Below are 17850 nucleotides of genomic sequence, written 5' to 3' on the forward strand. Positions count from 1 at the left end.
TTTTTTGCCACGGGGATGGTAGAATCGCCGGAATCTGTGTTTTTAACACATAATCATTTCCCGCTCCTGCATGAAGCCGCAACTCGCCCAGGTACGCTGGTACCGGATCGTCCCTGTTGTTTTTGTCACATACAGCCTCGCTTACCTCGACAGAGCCAATTTTGGGTTTGCTGTCGCAGGCGGAATGGCCGACGACCTCGGCATCGATGCGAATACGTCGACCCTGCTGAGCTCGCTGTTCTTTTTAGGCTACTTCTTTTTTCAGATCCCCGGCGCGCATTATGCTGCCACACGCACGGCCAAGAAACTGATCTTTATCTCGTTGATCCTGTGGGGCGGCCTGGCAGCGGCAACGGGGATGGTTAACGACACGACGGTACTGATCATCATCCGCTTCATGCTCGGGGTGGTCGAAAGTGCGGTAATGCCGGCCATGCTGATCCTGCTGAGCCAATGGTTTACGAAAGAAGAGCGTTCCCGGGCCAACACGTTCCTGATCCTCGGAAATCCGGTAACGGTGCTGTGGATGTCGGTGTTGTCGGGGTACCTGATCGACGCGCTCGGCTGGCGGTGGATGTTCATTATTCAAGGCGCACCCGGGATCGTTTGGGCGTTCGTCTGGTGGAAGCTGATCGACGAGCGGCCGATGGAAGCCCGATGGCTGACGAACGAGGAGAAAATGGCCGTGGAGGAGAAACTGAAGGCAGAACAGGCAGGGATCAAGCCTGTGAAAAATTACGCCGAGGCATTCAAATCGACCAGGGTAATCCTGCTTTGCTTACAATATCTGCTCTGGAGTGTGGGTGTTTACGGCTTTGTAATGTGGCTACCGTCGATCATCAAGGCGGCACCGGATATGAATATGGTTACCACTGGCTGGCTGTCGGCTGTACCCTATGTCTTTGCGGTCGTCGGTATGCTCGCGGCATCCTACTTTTCGGATAAAACCGGCAACCGGAAGATATTCGTCTGGCCCTTTCTGCTTGTTGCGGCCGTGTGCCTGCTGGCGGCGGTATGGATCGGGGCCGAGCGGTTCTGGCTTGCCTATGCGTTACTTGTGATCGCGGGCGGAGCATTGTATACACCCTACGGGCCGTTTTTTGCCGCCATTGCAGAAATATTGCCGAAGAATGTGATAGGCGGCGCCATCGGGCTGATCAACAGCCTGGGAGCATTGGGTTCATTCGCAGGATCTTATCTGGTGGGTTATCTGAACAGCGAGACCGGTAATTTCAATGCTTCCTATGTCCTGATGGCCGTGGCGCTTGTTTTGGCTACGATTATTACAATCGTCGTGATCCCGTCGCCGAAAGCGGCACAGCCCGTTGCCGAAGCGGTCTGACTTTCGATTTTTGGTTAACCGGCGGTTAAGTTCAGCGGTTTTGGGCCTTTGTATGCTGTTAAAGTACTCTGCCAAACACTTAACCCTAAGTAAATGAGAAGTTTCAGACTGCCGGCGCATCCGGTTTGTGTTTTTTTATTGTTTTTAACCCTCGTCTACGGACCCACCTTTGCCCGGAACAAAAGCCCGAATGCATTCACGCTGAAAGACGGCGACAGGGTTGTTTTCCTGGGAAATTCCATTTTCGAAAACGATTTTCAGTACGGCTACCTGGAACTGGCGCTTACCACCCGTTTTGCCGACAAAGGCATTACTTTCCGCAACCTCGGCTGGACAGGCGACAACGTCTGGGGCGAGGCGCGCAGCACCTATACCAACCCGCCGACGCCCTACGAGCATTTGATGGAGGACATCACCAAAGCCGCCCCGACCGTCGTTTTCCTCGGCTACGGTGGCGTGGAGGCGCAGGAAGGCCAGGCAGGCGTGCCACGTTTCAAGGAAGGTTTGAACAAGCTCATCGACAAGATCGACGCATTAGGCGCGAAAACCGTCCTCCTGTCGACTATCCCCGTTTTTTCCACCGATACTTCGCAGCATGTAGGCAGCCGCAATGCGGACCTTCAATTGTATTCCAAAGCGATTTCGGAAGTAGCCGCCCAGCGCAGCAAGCAGTTTATCGATATTTACCAACCCATTGAAACACTGGTTAAAAAGGAAAATATCCTTGAAAATACCGTGCATCTGAACGAGGCCGGTTACTACCACCTTGCATTGATTTTGGAACAAAAACTGGGACTGATCGATGAAAAGGTGGAGACGAATATCGACGCGGCAAAGGTCTCGAAGCCGGCTTCCGGTTCGGCTATCCTGAGCTTCAAAAGATTGCCGCAGTTCCTCCCGCTACCATGGCCGGCGGATGCGCCCGGCTCCACCGCGCAACTGGAAACGGTTCGCATCAGAGGGTTGAAAAAAGGATTTTATACGCTCTTCGCCGGACATGAACAGGTGGCGACCGCTTCCGCAAAAGATTGGGAAAGAGGCGTGGACATAATACAGGGCCCGCCGTTCGAGCAATCGGCGCGTGTCCGGGAAATGATTATCCGTAAAAACGAACTGCATTTCTTCCAGTACCGGCCGATGAACCAGACCTATATCACCGGTTTCCGTAAATACGAGCAAGGTCGGCATGTAAAGGGCCTGGAAGAGCAGAATATCCTCATCAAATGGCTCGAAGGCCAGATAATCCTCAACAGCGAGCCGAAGGAGGTAGTGTATGAGTTGCGGAAGTTGGAGTAGTACTTCGGCTGTCGGCCATCGGCCATCGAAGGCATTTTGCGTAATGTAATGTTTTCTTACGGTGCGCTGCACCTAGTTAGCGATAGGTGCAGAGCACCGCAAGAATTGTAGCAATGTGATTGTCGATTCGCGTACAACCCAGGTGCAGCGCACCGCAAGAATTGTAACAAAGCCGGAAGCTGAAAGCTGACGGACGAAAGTCAAAATATGAAAAAGCTATTTTACGGAGCATTGCTCCTCCCCATGATGTTGCTGACCTCCTCGACCGAGTCGGAGCAGCACCCCTTTAACCTCGACCCGGATGTAGAGAAGGAACTGAAATCTTTCAAAGTCGCGGACGGTTTCGAAGTAACGCTTTTTGCCGCCGATCCGATGGTCGCCAAGCCGATTCAGATGAACTGGGACCCTGAGGGCCGCCTGTGGGTAGTAAGCAGTACGGTATACCCGCATTTGAAGACGGGCGAATCCGCCAACGACAAGATATTCGTCCTGGAAGATACGGACGGCGACGGCAAAGCCGATAAATCGACCATTTTCGCCGAAGGATTAATCCAGCCAACCGGAATCCTGCCCGGCGACGGCGGCTGCTATGTGGCCAACTCGACGGAGATCCTGCATTTCACGGATACCGACGGCGACGGCAAAGCCGATAAAAAACGCCGCATTCTTAACGGGTTCGGTACCGGCGATACGCACCATTTGATCCACACGTTCCGCTGGGGGCCGGAGGGACGGATGTATTTCAACCAGTCGATCTACATTTACAGCCACGTCGAAACCCCGTTTGGCGTCAAACGCCTCGAAGGCGGTGGCGTGTGGCAGCTCAACACGCGCAACCTGGACATGGATGTATACGCACGCGGGCTCGTGAACCCGTGGGGTCTGCAGTTCGACCGCTGGGGCCAGCCGTTCCTTACTGACGGGGCAGGTGGAGAGGGTATTAACTACGCGTTTCCGGGCGCGACATTCGTGACGGCGCCCGGTGCGGCACGCATTCTGCGCGGATTAAACCCCGGCCAGCCGAAACACAGCGGTTTGGATATTGTTTCCGGCGGGCATTTGCCGGACGCCTGGCAGGGCCGCATGATTACGAATGATTTCCGTGCCAACCGCATCAATAGTTTCAAACTGGAAGAACAGGGTAGCGGTTATGTGTCGAAACAAACCGACGACCTGATGTGGTCCGATAATGTCGCTTTCCGTCCGGTTGACATTAATGTAGGGCCGGATGGTGCCATTTACGTCGCCGACTGGTATAATCCCATTATCCAGCACGGCGAAGTGGACTTCCACGACCCCCGCCGCGATCAGCAGCACGGCCGTATCTGGCGCATCGTGGCTAAGAACCGGCCACTGGTGAAAAAGCCGCAACTGGCGAAAGCGACCGTAACTGAACTGCTCGAATCATTGAAACTGCCCGAAGACTGGACACGCCTGCAAGCGAAGCAGGTATTAAAGGCACGAGGAGCGAAGGAAGTGCTGCCTGCGTTGGAAAAATGGGTAGCAGGTTTGGACAAAAATGATGCGAAATACGAACACAATTTGCTGGAAGCATTATGGGTATATCAAACGTTGGAAACCGTAAATGAACCGGTAATACTCAATCTACTGAATGCGAAAAGCCACAACGCGCGCGCGGCCGCACTGCGTGCATTGGCGCTCTGGTATCCGAAAGTTTCGAATACGCCTGCATTATTGTCGAAAGCGGTAGGGGACCCGCACCCGCAGGTACGCCTCGAAGCCGTGATCGCATTGCGCAAAACAAAAACACCCGAAGCGGCGAAAAACGCGTTGACGGTACTGGACGCGCAAATGGATGAATTCCTCGATTTTGCATTGTGGCAAACCGTGCGGGAACTCGAACCGGTGTGGGTAGCTAAACTGAAAACCGATCCGAATCTGCTCGGCGATGCCAAAAAGACCGCCTACGCATTGAAATCGGCCACCAGCGCCGACGCGGCGGCATTACTTACCGCATTGTACCAAAAAGGCCGGGTCCCCGACGAGTACCAGAAGGATGTGCTGGCCTCGATTGCGCGCCTGGGCCAGCCTGCCGACCTGGATATGCTCCTCGACCTGGCCGTTCAGCCCAATAACAAGAATGCCGCGGCGCAACTGGCTGCGCTGGAAGAGGCCGGAAGCCAGCGTAAGGTGATCCCGAACAAAGGCACCGAGCGGATCGCTTCGCTGGTTGGCAATGAGGACGAAGCGGTGAGGCTGAGCGCGATCCGCCTGATCGGCCTCTGGAAAATAACTTCCCTGAACGACCGTTTGACAAGCTTGATTCAAAACGGTAACCCGGCCACTAAAAAAGCGGCCCTGGGTGCGTTGGGCGCCATCGACAAACCGAAGGCGCTACAACTTGTGACCGACCTGACCGCCCCGAAAAACGCGCCGGAAGTCCGCATCATCGCGGCCGCGCAACTGGCCGGGCTGGACGAAAAAGAAGGCGCACGAGTGAGCGCCGAACTCATGCGCTCGCTGCCGGCGGATACCGATGTGTCGGATCTTTTTCTGGCATTTATCCCGTCCAACTCGGGAGCGGCCGCATTGGCGGAGGCCATAGCGGCGAAAAAAATCCCGGAAGCCGCCGCCAAACGCGGCCGGTTGCTCGTACAGCAGCGCGCCGGATGGACCCGCCAGAGCATCGACGAGATCGCGGCTTTGAAAAAGGCGCTCGAAGCATCGGGAGGTTCGTTGCCGGCTCCGAAAATGCCGCAAGATCTGGACGACAAAACCATTGAAGGACTCGCCAAACTCGCCCGGGAGAAAGGGGACCCGGCAAAAGGAGAGCTTATTTTCCGCAAGGCCGAATCTAGCTGCACCACTTGTCATGCCATTGGCGGCGCAGGCGGACTGATCGGTCCTGATTTGAGCAGCCTTGGTACCAGCTCGCCCGCCGAAACGATCATTCGCTCGATCTTGTATCCAAGTGCTTCTATCAAAGAAGGTTATGATCTCAAACGTGTAGTGAAAAAAGACGGCTCCGAGCTTATGGGCTACCTCGCTTCCGACGGTGCCAACGAAATCGTGATCCGCGACGTAACCGGCAAGGAAGTATCCATTGCCAAGAGCCAGGTGCAGGTTATGGAAAAAGTCCCTGGGTCGTTGATGCCTCCGGGCCTTACCGCCAGTCTCGACCGCGATCAGTTCGTGAACCTCGTCGCGTTCTTGACCAGGCTCGGTGAGCCGGGCGATTTTCGCGTGCCAGCCACGCGCTATGTGCGGAGATGGGAGACGATCGAGTTGAGTAAAGACCTGGCTAGTAAATTTTCAATGGATGGCGGGGCTATTGTCACCGGTAAGAGCGCGAAGGTCACTACTGCACCGATATATAGCAAGGTCTCCGGCGAACTGCCGGTCGATGATCTGGCCGAAATGCAGAACAGCGCAGGCAAGCCGTTCAGCATTGTCCGTTTCGAAATCGAAGCGCTGACCAAGGGGCCGGTAACCTTCGCATTGAATAGTCCGGGCGGCGTTGCAGCCTATAACGGCACGAAGGCTTTGAAGGTTTCGGACGGTACCATCACCGCTGATCTTGCGCAAGGTATTCAACCCATAACACTGGTACTTGACCGGAATGTGGTTAAAGGCGGATTGAAGGTGGAATTGAAGGATGTGGCCGGCGGCGCGCAGACGCGGTTGAAGGTAGGGCGGTAATTCTGTTGGAGGTTAGGAAGACTAGCCGGCGCTCCGAGCGAGTGCCGGCTATTTTAATGTGCACCATAATGCCATACGCTTCTTCATTTCTGCGATCAGTTCGATGTTGTTCTGGTAAAACAGATTTCTCGCAATTAGTTGCTCAATTTTCAAGGCTGCATCTTCTGCGCAGAGGAACCTGTTGTCAAAGAGCTGGTCCAGAATCCATAGAATACCATGGTAAGGTATTCCAAGCCGTTTAGCATATTTACGAACCGCTTTGTCGCTGCTTAGAACGGTCGCGTTCAGCTTACCGGCCAGAAACAGGACCGTTTTGTCATTTTCCGATAGCGCCCCCGGAAAAGCCGAACGCCGGATTTCCATGCGTTCGGCCTCTGCAATGGAGTGGATTTTCAATTTGCCCGATTGCTCAAATGCGAACAGAAACGTGGCCTGGTCTCCCAGGACCTCATTAACAACATCGATGCTCGTGTGCATTTCATAGGGTAGCCGGAAAAACAGTTCGGTCAATCCCAGATCGTGAAGCTCAATGAAAATACAGGCGTCCGTAACCGCAATTTTCATGCTATGGCCGTGTACTGCTCGTGGAACTCGGCCAGCTTCATATTTTTAAGCGCCGCTGCCTTGGACATCGATACCTGCCCTTCTGCAAGAGCCCTGAAAAGCAGCCTGTCGAATCGGTAGGAGCGTTCTATCCCCTCGTAGGCAACCGGCTCCCTGCTCTTCCAGCCCATTTCTTCGATCATCTTAAAAAATTGCCGCCCGTAGTGCTCGCTCACAATTTTGCATTCGATGGCACGCATCACGATGGCCTGCATCGATATTCCGTATTGCCGTTTGAGGTTCCCTAATTCGTGGAGGGAGAGCTTGCTCCGGTGTGGGCCGAGTTTTTCTTTCAAAACGCTTTCCGGCATCAGCAAAGCGCCCGCGAACTGATGGCATAGCACTTCCTTTTGTTTGTCCTTTACATCCCCGAACTGCAAAAGCAAATGCCCCAGCTCGTGCAGCAAGGTAAACCGGATGCGGTCCGGCTTGCCTTGCAGGTTTTTGTTATAAGCGACAACGGGCAAGCCCTCATTCGCCCAGGTTTGCATGCCGTTGAAGTGGGTGTCGACATCGATTTCAACCACCTTGATATGCATATCTTCCAGAAACCCGGCTATATTGACGACCGCGTTGGCTCCCAATCCCCATTTTTCGCGCAGCAGATCAGCCGCTGCGCTTACGTCGGATAATGTAGCTACCGGCCCGAGCCCTTTCAACGGATTTATAAACTCGCCCGATATTCCCAATATTTCTTCCAGTTCCAGATACCGCGATAGGTATTCCCGTGTTTGCTCCACGATCCGGTTTTCGTCCCTCGCCGAAAGGTGTTGCAATTTGCGATATTCCAGCGCCCCGAGCTCCACGCGGGTATTCCTGAAGAAATAATCGGGGCGTACGGCCATGATTTCACTCAGCAGGCCCAACATTTCGCTGTTGGGAGTCACTTCCCCTTTTTCATAGCGGTGTAATGCCTGCCGGGTTATCTTGTTCCCAAGCCGTGAGGCCACGTCCTGTAACGATAAGCCGCTACGGAGCCTGGCCGATTTGAAGCGGGTTGCGAAAAGCAGATCCATAATGCCTTCTATTTGATGGTTGACAAATTTATGTTTTTATTTCTGTTTGTCAACCATCTCCTCGTCACCTTTTATCCTAAGGTAGCTTATCGAAACGATCGGTTTATGTTATGTCAATACCGTACTCATTTTAATGTTAGCGCTGATTTTTACATTAATGCGGTCTTTTCCCTGTTGCGTTGACTCTAATCCGATGGCACAGATCAGTAAATTTCCCGCCCGGCTTGTTTTAAATACTATTTCCATCATTTCACAAATTACAATCATGCTCAAAAAATTACTGGCCCTGTCTCTTCTTGTAGGAAGCGCGGTTACAGCACATGCGCAGCAGTTCAAGGCATTGCTTTTTACCAAAACCGCTGGTTTTCACCATGTTTCTATTCACGAAGGTGTAACCGGGATCAGAAACCTGGCTGCGAGGCATAATTTCTCGGTCGATTGGCAGGAGAATGCCGATGTTTTCAATGACAAAAGTCTGGCCAACTACGCCGTCGTAATCTTCCTGAACACGACCGGGGATATCCTCAACGACGCGCAGCAGGCGGCGCTTGAAAAGTACATCAAAAGCGGAAAAGGCTGGGTAGGTATTCACGCAGCGGCAGACACGGAATACGACTGGCCGTGGTATGGCAAGCTGGTAGGGGCCTATTTCAAAACCCACCCGGCGCAGCAAACGGCTTTTCTGGATGTAAAAGACAGCAATTTCCCAGGCCTCGAACGTTTCCCGAAACGGATGCTCTGGACCGACGAGTGGTACGAATACAAAAAGCCCCTCAATGCCGACGACCTGAAAGTACTCATCACGCTCGACGAAAAGACATACGATCCTAAAACCAGCCAGGGCAGCGGCATGGGCGACCACCCGATTGCCTGGTACCACAATTACGATGGCGGCCGCGCATTCTACACCGGCTTGGGGCATATCGGTCTCGTTTATTCCGATCAATCGTTTTTGGATCACCTGTATGGCGGCATTTACTGGGCTGCGACCGGAAAGGGAGTGAAGTGACATTGGCGCGGTTTGACCGCCGGCCACCGCGCCTCAGCGTGGCTTTAACAACAATTCAGCTCCGGAAGAGCTTCCTGATACACGATGATCCGGGAAGCCCTATCGGAGCTGGAATCATTTTGTGGCCATTCCCTTATGACACCAGGGGTCGTGCCGCGTTTTATTTTTGAGAGAATAGTTTGATGGTGTAATCGAGCAATGCGGTGTCGCCGATTTTACCGTGGCCGGGGATTACCACTTTCGCGTCCGGATATTTCTCTTTGATCTTGGTGACAGTCGCTGGCCAGGCCTCCACATTCGCGTCGGCCAGGTTGCCTTTTGTTGCATCGACCTCTTTGATCAGGCAGCCGCCGAACATTATCTTCTCCGAGGGGAAATAGCCGATGATATTGTCGCGCGTATGTCCTTCACCGTAAAATGCCGCCACGACGGCTTTTTTGCCCACTTTCAGGTCCAGTTTGCCGTCGAAACCTTTCTGGGGCACGGGGAATTTGCGCTCTTTATCGAGAGCGATCGTCTTGTTAGTGGCGTAGGACGGTATTCCGTGCTCGTGAAACGCTTTTAAACCGCCGACACAATCCTCATGAAAGTGCGTTGCGATGACGGCCTTGACCTTGCATTTCAGGCTATCCTCCACCCAGCGGATCACCTTTTCTGAAGTCGCGTCATCCACCGGCGTATCGAAAATCACCGCCTCGCCCGCATCGAATACGATTAGGCCGTTGCAGGGAACTTTGCCGAAGCTCTCCGTTTGAAGGTAGGTCAGGTGGGTATACGCATGGTCACTGATTTTCTGAATGACGATGTCGTCGGTTTTAATGCTTTTATCGGGCGTTTGCGCGTGTGTGAGGGCGCACAGGAGCGAGAACAGGTAGGCGAGAATGTGTTTTTTCATGGGTTGGTTGGCGAATAGAAGTGATCGATAAATGCTGGTGACAAGATAACGCCAGCTAACGGTTAATCAATGGGGCCGATACACTTTACCGTATAATAGATCTTTTTGTGAAGAAGCTGCGACAAGGAAGAATCTCGATATATTTCTAAATGATATTATGTAAAATATTGAAAAATAACGGTTTATGAAGTATGAGGAGATATTGGCGAACCTTCCCGGGATGTTTGCCGAGCCGGCGCTGCGGCAGGAGATGGCTCAAAATGGCAGATTAATGCGGGTACGCAAAGGAGATGTGATTGTCCGCGAGGGGCAATATCTGGATTTTCTACCGATTGTTCTCAGCGGGGAAATCAGGGTTTTTCAGCAAAAAGAAGATCGCGAAATCCTGCTATACTATGTTCGTGCCGGGCAGACCTGCATGATGTCACTTTCTGCCGCATATTTCAGCAACACCAGTGGTTCGTATGGGGTGGCAACCGGGCCGTCGGAAATTTTTGTTTTTCCATCGCGTCTGGTAAAAGAATGGCAGCTTAAATATCCCTCATGGAACGCATTTCTGATCCAGACGTTCCGGAGCCGGTATGATGAGCTGCTCGGCTCATTTGAGAGCGTGGCGTTCGACCCGGTCGAGAAGAGGATCATGACGTATTTGGTTAACCGGTCGCGGCAGGAGGGCTCCGGCAAGATTGCCATCTCCCACCAGCAACTTGCCCATGAACTGGGAACAACGCGCGTCGTTGTTTCGAGGATATTGAAGAGTTTTGAGCAACAAGGCAAAGTCATACTGCTCAGGGGATGTATTCAGCTGAAATAAATTCGGGGTTATGTATCTTTTGATACCGTCGGGAAGTTGTGTCGCAGACTATTTTTGTCCGTACACTTAATCCGTTCCGAATATGAAAACACTACATTGCCGCGACGCGGGATTCGATTGCGAAGGTGTGATCAAAGCCGCCACCGACGAAGAAGTTCTTGCGCAAGCAGCTGTACATGCGCGTGACGTACACGACGTACAAGTAACACCCGAACTGGCCGCTCAACTGCGGACGCTCATCAAAGAGGAAAATTAACCAGGCACGGTGGCTGTTATTTAAAATTCGACTATCAAAACAGGCCTACGTATTATCAAAGGCCTGTTTTTTTGTACATTGTCTTTCAAAAAAGACATATGCAAACACTCTCCACCATCCTTGTCGCCCTCGTCGCGCTGGAACACCTTTACATTCTCTACATCGAAATGTTCGCTTGGGAAACCAAAGGCAAGGAAACCTTCAAGGGCTCGCTCGCACCCGAGCTTTTCAAACCGACCAAAACGCTGGCTGCCAACCAGGGCCTTTACAACGGCTTCCTGGCCGCGGGGCTTATCTGGTCACTGCTGATCGAGGACCATCATTGGAGGTTGTATGTCGGGGTGTTCTTTCTGACCTGTGTGATCGTGGCGGGGATTTATGGGGCTGTTACGGCTAGTAAGAAGATCTTTTTCGTGCAGGCGTTGCCGGCTATTGTGGCTTTGGTGGCGTTGCATTTGTAAATTAGGAATGCCGAGAGCTGACTAGGAGCGACACAGTGTCGTTCTGGGACGGATGATGTAGAATAAGTACCCAAACATTTCAGGAAAATTGTAGACGTCGGTGCGATAATTCGACTCGCCTTTGCCATTGGCTAATTTGCCGCTAACCGGTAGTTTTTTCCCGACAGGCAGACTTTCTCAAATGGTACAGATTTGATTTTAACGTGGCCAAACAACAGGGTGCATATCCTGGGAATTGGTTCTGTTATTTAATCAAACTACTGTATCGATGACACCATCTGACTGTGCTGCGGCGAAAATTAATTTGCAAATCGATGAAAATGAATTTATTGCCAGCCTCGATCCGCTGAATGCAGATGATCTTCTTCCTATTATTCCTCAATTCAATAAAAATCATAATGTTAATGGATTGATTGAATTGGCTAACCAAATCATGCCTTCCGAAGCCGATGTGCGGAGTTGGGATTACTACGAGGCAAATGCCGCCGTGCGCGACGTCGGCTTCCTGCTGGGTTCGCTTAAAAGACACCGTGTCGAACCGTGTTCTGTTATTCCAAATCTGGAAATGATCATGAAAATGCTTTCAGAAAAGACATTTCTGCCGCCGCGCGATACCTTGTTGCATTACACGGTTTGGAACCCGTGCGGAACGAGAAGGCGGACCTACACAGGCACGCTTGACGAGCAATGTTTGATAGAGAGTGTCGCAATGGCGATGAGCCCGTTGGTGAAAGCCATTTATTTATTAGTCGAGTTGCACCGCATTCCCATTCAATCGGCTGCCTTCAAGGCTGTTTGCGACCGGATCAATATTCATTTTCAAAAAGTGATTGAAGGAATTGTGTTCGCGCGCCGCCATGTATCGCTGTCTTATTTTTCAAAAGAACTCCGTTTCTATTTCGATCCGGTTATGATTGGTGACCGCGAATATCTGGGACCGGGTGCCGTCGAGATGCCGATGTTTGTATTTGATCATTTGCTTTGGAGCAGCAATTGCATGGATGAAGAATACGATACATTCAAGAAAACCTACGTGCCATATATTCATTGGGAGATGCGGGAGATTTATCATCGACTTGAAAATAAGCCCAATTTGATCGATAAAGGTATCGATACCATTATAACCCGGGGAATTGCTTCCGATCCTGTTGTCTGCGAGTCAATGAAGGGACTTTATTCCATTATGCAGCAACTGAAAAGTTTCAGAATGCCGCATAAAACGGTTGCGGAGGAAGCTTACAGCCATGTTATTGCAGGGAAAAACAAGCCGGTTTGTCCTTTGAAATCAGATTTTCATGAATTGAGAGATAATGGAAGCGGTGGATATTCTCCGGGTATTCTTTCCCATATTTTGAAATTATCTAACCAGAAAATGGAGAGGCTGAACGAATATGTCAGACCAAACCTAAAACCCGGTCTTTGCCACGCCCTATCTGGAAGTGCGTCCAGATGATTACAATGGTATTAATTACCACCAACGTACTCGTGGAGTACAAGGCAAACTGCGGCATGCCAAGGTGGCCGAAAAATGCCGAGAACATGGCGGTAAATGCGATTCCGTAAGTAAGTACTGTCCATGCAATCTGGAATTGAAGAACCCGCTTCCCGAATTCCGCGACGCCGGCGACGGTGTTTCGTTTGTAGATCCAAAAAGCAAGCGGCAGGAGCACGTTACCAAGCGGCATTACCCAAAGCGACAACGCCGAAAGATTCAGCAGTTTCAAAACCCCCGGATCCTCAACAACTGGTGCCGGCGGGATGGCGACGGGAACGGCAAATGCATCAGCAGAGAACATTTCGACATCGACGCCAAGTGCCTGCGCCAGGAGGCGCAGCGTCTCGCCGCGCGGAATGGTGTCGCCGGCTTCGATGCGCTGCAAAGTGCGCAGGTTAATGCCCGCCATTTCGGCCAGCGCTTCCTGTGAAAGGCCTTTATTTTTCCGCAATGTGCGTATTTGTCCGGATGTGGTTTGTTTGTTCATTTCGAAGTTGTTTCTGGTAAAATTAGGGTTGCGGCCACGCATTTGATAGCGGCGTTTTTACGGCATTTATATATTCTCAGGTAGAATAGTAAAGCACGTAGTGCTAGTGCCATCCAGTTCTTCTTCTTTTTGTCTTGACCGCGGCGGCCTGACCAAAAAGAAGCAAAAAAATCAAGGCGAAAAAAAGCTTCCGCCCACAGGCTCCACGCACCTGTTTGCTTATGTAAAACAATCAATAAAAGGTCTGATAGTTGATTTGTTTCCCTATCCGCCAATTTATAGTGGCGTGCGTGGGGTTGACAAAAAGGCGGGGTGCGGGAGGGTTTCGCGGGTGGAAGCATTTTTTTGTCTTGATTTTTTTTGTTACTTTTTGTATCAAGACAAAAAGTAAGAGGACTGGATAGCACTAGCAATATGTCACAATACAAGTGCAAAAGTGAACAAGTTGTCAACTAGTAGCTTTTTCATTCATTATATTAGCTAAACGCCAAATCTAAATCCATTTCACTTCATTCCTATGCGACACCTTTTCAAAAGAACATTTATTCCAATACTACTTTCCGGCCTGGCAGCGATGCCTTCGCTGGCGCAGCAACAACCGCCACTCCTTGGCTTCGGCGCGGAGGCGGCAAAGAAAGAGCTGGACCTCGAAGCCGCATTCGATAAACAATTACAAGCCAATAACCTGCGCGACTGGATGAAGCGCATGACCGCCTTTCCGCACCAGTTGGGTTCGCCCTATGGCCTTAACAATGCGCTTTTCCTGCGCGACAAGCTCGCTTCGTGGGGTTTCGACGCGCGGCTCGATACGGTGCATGTGCTTTTTCCGACGCCCAAAGTGCGGGTACTGGAACTGACCGAGCCCACCAAGTTCAAGGCATCATTAACCGAAAAACCATTGAAGGAGGACGCCACATCCGCGCAAACAAAAGATGTGCTGCCGCCTTACCACGCATTTTCGGCCAACGGGGATGTGACGGCCGAGCTGGTTTTTGTGAATTACGGCGTGCCGGACGATTATGAGGAACTGGCGAGGCTGGGTGTGGATGTGAAAGGGAAAATTGTGATCGCGAAATATGGCGGTTCGTGGCGGGGTATCAAGCCGAAAGTCGCGTACGAGCATGGCGCGATCGGTTGCATTATCTACTCCGATCCGAAGGAAGACGGCTATTTCCAGGGCGACGTATATCCGAAAGGGGCATTTAAAAACGAGTCGGGCGTGCAGCGCGGGTCGGTGGTGGACTTACCGCTGGCACCGGGCGATCCGCTGACGAATGGCTTCGTGGCCGATGCGACGCACAAGCGGCTGTCGGTGGAGGAGGCCCCGGCGATGATGAAGATCCCGGTGCTGCCGATTTCGTACGGCGATGCATTGCCGCTGCTCAAAGCATTGGGCGGGCAGGTAGCGCCTGCGACGTGGCGGGGCGCATTGCCGATCACTTACCACGTCGGCCCCGGCCCGGCGAAGGTACATTTAAAGCTCGAATTCAATTTCGATATCGTGCCTTGCTACAATGTGATCGCGACGCTGAAAGGCAGCGAGTTCCCCGACCAATGGGTGATCCGCGGCAATCACCACGACGCCTGGGTGTTCGGTGCGGCCGACCCAGTGAGCGGCGCCGTGGCCGAACTGGAAGAAGCGCGGGCATTGGGCGAGCTCGTGAAAACCGGCTGGAAACCGAAGCGCACCATCGTCTACTGCTGGTGGGACGGGGAGGAGCCCGGCCTGCTCGGCTCGACCGAATGGGTGGAGAAATACCAGTCCATTTTGCAGGAAAAGGCCGTTGTGTACCTCAATTCCGACGGAAACGGTCGGGGGTACCTGAGTGCGGGCGGGTCGCATACGCTCGAAAAGTTCATCAACCAGGTTGGCCGCGACGTGACCGACCCCGAAAAAGGCACAAGCGTGATCGACCGCCTGCGCTCGCGCACGATCCTGAATGGCTCGCCGACCGCCAAACAAGAAGCGCGCACCCGCGCCGACCTGCGCATTGGCGCCCTCGGTTCCGGTTCTGACTATACGCCGTTCATCCAGCACCTGGGCATCGCTTCCCTCAACGTCGGCTACGGCGGCGAAGATGCCGGCGGCGACTACCACTCCATTTTCGATTCCTACGACCATTACACCCGCTTCAAAGACGGCGACTTTGCCTACGGCGTAGCCCTCGCCAAAACCCTAGGCCGCTCCGTCCTCCGTTTCGCCAACGCCGAGGTACTGCCCTTCGATTTCACCAACTTCGCCAACACCGTGCAGCTCTACACCTCGGAAGTAAAAAAGGAACTCGAAGCTGCCCGTGCCAAAGCTGAGGAGCACAACAAATCCCTCACCGAAGGCCGCTACGAAGCCGCCTCCGACCCGAAAGATTCGTTTGTAAAGCCGGCTCCATTGTCGGTAGCTCCCTATCTGAATTTTGCACCGCTGGATAATGCATTGGTAGCATTGGAAAACAGCGCCAAAGCATTTGCTGTGGCTTCCTCGAAATTCTCGGCGCTTCCTGCGGACAAGTTGAAGGAGTTGAATGAGATATTATACAAAACCGAAAGGAAGCTGATCCATGCCGATGGTTTGCCTCGTCGGCCGTGGTACCGGCATCAGATCTATGCGCCGGGCTTTTATACTGGGTATGGGGTGAAGACGTTGCCGATGATCCGGGAGGCGATTGAGCAAAAGAATTGGAAGGAGGCTGAGGAAGGGATTTTGCGGGTTAGTGGGGTTTTGGAGGGGTTTGTGGGGGAGGTTGAGCGGGCGTGTGGGGTGGGGAGGTGAACATATGTCTTGTTGTCATATTCCGGCCGATAGTCTTTGGACTTGCAAATTGGGCATTATTTATACAATTTCTTTGATCATAAAATTGACGTCAATAATTCATTAAAAATTCTTATTATTCATTTTTTAATCAGATTTTTACTATTCTTGTGAATCGCCCTTCCAAAATCAAGCTTAGTAAATGACAACATATCAACTAGATTCAGACTTTGTTCAACAATATGGCATATCTGGCTATCATCAAAATTCCAAATCTGGTGGTCAGAAGGTTGTTTTTTTCCCTATAAGAAATGGTGAGAAAAGTGTTTTGAAGATTTTCAATGCCGGAGCCGATGCTAGATTTGATCGAGAGCTTGAAATTTATAATAAGTTCAGTCCATTAGGTGCCGTCCCCAAGATTTTGGAAGTAGCGACCTTCAAGGGGGCGACATTCGTCTTTGAGGAGTTTATTGAAGGAAGTACTTTAGCGGATGTATTTGATTCGTTTAAAGGAGAGCCAAAACTCGTTAAGGATCTGACTGCTGGTTTATGAAATACTCCCGGTTTGCTGGACAGCCGACGGATGAAATTAAGTTTAATTAGGATGCTTTTGCATTGATCTGGAAAAACAATTCATCGGGAATGTACCCGGTTCCTGTGTGTTTGCGTCGACGGTTGTAAAATTCCACATATGCTTTTACTCCCCGATACAAATCCATCCCGCCATTTGGAGGATTTAAGTATATGTACTCTTGTTTGAGCGACCTCCAAAATCTTTCGATGAAAACATTGTCTAGGGCCCGTCCTTTTCCGTCCATAGAAATTTGTATCCCTTTCTCTAAGAGCGGCTTAATAAAACCCTGACTTGTGAATTGGCTACCCTGGTCGGTATTGAATATTTCGGGCTTTCCCTGTGTACGGATCGTATCCAAAAGCGTTTCCCGGCACCATTCCATACTCATTGTATTGGAGATACTCCATCCCACAATTCGACGGCTGTAAACGTCAATAATGGCGAACATGTACATAAATCCTCTGAACATTGGAATATAAGATATATCGGCTTGCCAGACCTGATTGGGGCGCTCAATCTTCAACCCCTTCAGCAAATATGGATATTTGTAATCTGTTGGTTTGGATTTGCTTAGATTGCGCTTGGGATAAATTGTGCGCAAATTCATAAGTCTATAAAGTCTTCTCACCCGCTTCACACCAACAGGATATCCCAGTCCGATCAGGTAATCACGCATGCGTTCTACGCCATAAAACGGGCACTCTAGAAACTGGCGATCAATGGCCTTCATCAATCGCTGGTTTAACAGAGACTGACCTCTCGGCTTAAAGTAATAGCTACTACGCTGTAAACCAATCAATTTGCACTGTGCCGAGACGCTTAGCTCAGGGTACTCAGGGGAAACAAGTCCGCGTTTCTCCATAACACTCATTTCCCCAAGACCTTTTTTAAAAAATCGACTTGGACTTGAAGTTCACCGATTTTAGAATACAATTCCTTCTCTTTTGTGTTTTCGGATTCATTACCAGTGGTGGGTGCCTCTTTACTGAAAACTAATTCAGCCTTTTCCAGAAACTCTCGCTTCCAGGCAGCTATCTGTGTTGGATGAATCTCGTACTTGGAGGCCAATTCCTGCACGGTCTGAACCTCTTTAATCGCTTCAATAGCCACTTTGGCTTTGAAGCTCGCACTGAATTTTCTACGTTCCTTTTTCATAGTCAGCTACTAAGTTAGAAATTTAAGCAGCTGTCCAGATT

Annotated in this window: 17 protein-coding genes; 11 read left to right on the forward strand and 6 right to left on the reverse strand. The window is 51.3% G+C overall.

All coding sequences use genetic code 11. From position 1 onward, the window contains the following. Window positions 1-70 precede the first annotated feature (70 nt). From ABV298_RS27455 to ABV298_RS27465, 3 genes are all read left to right on the forward strand, one after another. Window positions 71-1342 carry an MFS transporter gene (locus tag ABV298_RS27455; RefSeq protein WP_353719334.1) on the forward strand — a complete coding sequence of 424 codons (1272 nt, stop codon included), beginning with the start codon at window positions 71-73 and terminating at the stop codon, window positions 1340-1342. A gap of 93 nt (window positions 1343-1435) precedes the next feature. Beyond that, window positions 1436-2638 carry a GDSL-type esterase/lipase family protein gene (locus ABV298_RS27460; protein WP_353719335.1) on the forward strand — a complete coding sequence of 401 codons (1203 nt, stop codon included), beginning with the start codon at window positions 1436-1438 and terminating at the stop codon, window positions 2636-2638. Between the two features lie 207 nt (window positions 2639-2845). Continuing rightward, window positions 2846-6298, forward strand: a complete 3453-nt coding sequence (locus tag ABV298_RS27465) for a PVC-type heme-binding CxxCH protein (protein WP_353719336.1) — start codon at window positions 2846-2848, stop codon at window positions 6296-6298. 48 nt (window positions 6299-6346) lie between these two features. Here the strand turns inward: ABV298_RS27465 and ABV298_RS27470 are convergent, their stop codons facing one another. Both ABV298_RS27470 and ABV298_RS27475 read right to left on the reverse strand, forming a co-directional pair. Further along, window positions 6347-6862: a hypothetical protein gene (locus ABV298_RS27470; RefSeq protein WP_353719337.1), complete on the reverse strand. Its 516-nt coding sequence runs from the start codon at window positions 6860-6862 to the stop codon at window positions 6347-6349. After that, complete coding sequence (locus ABV298_RS27475; RefSeq protein ID WP_353719338.1) at window positions 6859-7917, reverse strand: XRE family transcriptional regulator; 1059 nt, start codon at window positions 7915-7917, stop codon at window positions 6859-6861. The genes ABV298_RS27470 and ABV298_RS27475 overlap by 4 nt, the downstream gene beginning before the upstream one ends. A gap of 265 nt (window positions 7918-8182) precedes the next feature. On the opposite strand from ABV298_RS27475, the gene ABV298_RS27480 reads away from it, so the two are divergent. Continuing rightward, a complete protein-coding gene (locus tag ABV298_RS27480) occupies window positions 8183-8926 on the forward strand; it encodes a ThuA domain-containing protein (protein ID WP_353719339.1) in 744 nt (247 codons plus the stop codon). Between the two features lie 160 nt (window positions 8927-9086). Here the strand turns inward: ABV298_RS27480 and bla are convergent, their stop codons facing one another. Then, window positions 9087-9821 carry a subclass B1 metallo-beta-lactamase gene (bla, locus tag ABV298_RS27485; protein WP_353719340.1) on the reverse strand — a complete coding sequence of 245 codons (735 nt, stop codon included), beginning with the start codon at window positions 9819-9821 and terminating at the stop codon, window positions 9087-9089. A 184-nt stretch (window positions 9822-10005) separates the two neighbouring features. Between bla and ABV298_RS27490 the strand changes: the two genes are divergently transcribed. The 4 genes from ABV298_RS27490 to ABV298_RS27505 all read left to right on the forward strand — a co-directional run bounded on the left by ABV298_RS27490 (window position 10006) and on the right by ABV298_RS27505 (window position 12805). Then, window positions 10006-10635: a Crp/Fnr family transcriptional regulator gene (locus ABV298_RS27490; protein ID WP_353719341.1), complete on the forward strand. Its 630-nt coding sequence runs from the start codon at window positions 10006-10008 to the stop codon at window positions 10633-10635. Between the two features lie 82 nt (window positions 10636-10717). Next, entirely contained in the window at window positions 10718-10891 is a 174-nt protein-coding gene (locus ABV298_RS27495) for a DUF1059 domain-containing protein (protein WP_353719342.1), read from the forward strand. Window positions 10892-10989: 98 nt separating this feature from the next. Further along, entirely contained in the window at window positions 10990-11352 is a 363-nt protein-coding gene (locus ABV298_RS27500) for a DUF1304 domain-containing protein (protein ID WP_353719343.1), read from the forward strand. 268 nt (window positions 11353-11620) lie between these two features. Beyond that, a complete protein-coding gene (locus ABV298_RS27505) occupies window positions 11621-12805 on the forward strand; it encodes a monodechloroaminopyrrolnitrin synthase PrnB family protein (protein ID WP_353719344.1) in 1185 nt (394 codons plus the stop codon). On the opposite strand, the gene ABV298_RS27510 is transcribed toward ABV298_RS27505, so the two are convergent. Beyond that, a complete protein-coding gene (locus ABV298_RS27510; RefSeq protein WP_353719345.1) occupies window positions 12747-13334 on the reverse strand; it encodes a helix-turn-helix domain-containing protein in 588 nt (195 codons plus the stop codon). The genes ABV298_RS27505 and ABV298_RS27510 overlap by 59 nt on opposite strands. A gap of 106 nt (window positions 13335-13440) precedes the next feature. Here ABV298_RS27510 and ABV298_RS27515 point away from each other — a divergent pair, with 106 nt between their 5' ends. The 3 genes from ABV298_RS27515 to ABV298_RS27525 all read left to right on the forward strand — a co-directional run bounded on the left by ABV298_RS27515 (window position 13441) and on the right by ABV298_RS27525 (window position 16633). Further along, on the forward strand, window positions 13441-13725 hold the full coding sequence (locus ABV298_RS27515; protein ID WP_353719346.1) for a hypothetical protein: 285 nt from the start codon (window positions 13441-13443) through the stop codon (window positions 13723-13725). Window positions 13726-13851: 126 nt separating this feature from the next. Further along, window positions 13852-16101, forward strand: coding sequence for a M28 family metallopeptidase (locus ABV298_RS27520; protein ID WP_353719347.1), 2250 nt, complete (start codon window positions 13852-13854; stop codon window positions 16099-16101). A gap of 181 nt (window positions 16102-16282) precedes the next feature. Beyond that, window positions 16283-16633 (forward strand): hypothetical protein, encoded by a 351-nt coding sequence (locus ABV298_RS27525; RefSeq protein ID WP_353719348.1) that lies wholly within the window; start codon window positions 16283-16285, stop codon window positions 16631-16633. 46 nt (window positions 16634-16679) lie between these two features. Here the strand turns inward: ABV298_RS27525 and ABV298_RS27530 are convergent, their stop codons facing one another. Then, the gene (locus ABV298_RS27530) at window positions 16680-17525 is read right to left on the reverse strand and encodes an IS3 family transposase (RefSeq protein ID WP_353719349.1); all 846 of its coding nucleotides are present in this window, start codon (window positions 17523-17525) and stop codon (window positions 16680-16682) included. Next, window positions 17522-17809, reverse strand: coding sequence for a transposase (locus ABV298_RS27535; RefSeq protein ID WP_353718731.1), 288 nt, complete (start codon window positions 17807-17809; stop codon window positions 17522-17524). The genes ABV298_RS27530 and ABV298_RS27535 overlap by 4 nt, the downstream gene beginning before the upstream one ends. Between the last annotated feature and the right edge of the window lie 41 nt (window positions 17810-17850).

Source organism: Dyadobacter sp. 676 (assembly GCF_040448675.1).
GTDB lineage: Bacteria > Bacteroidota > Bacteroidia > Cytophagales > Spirosomataceae > Dyadobacter.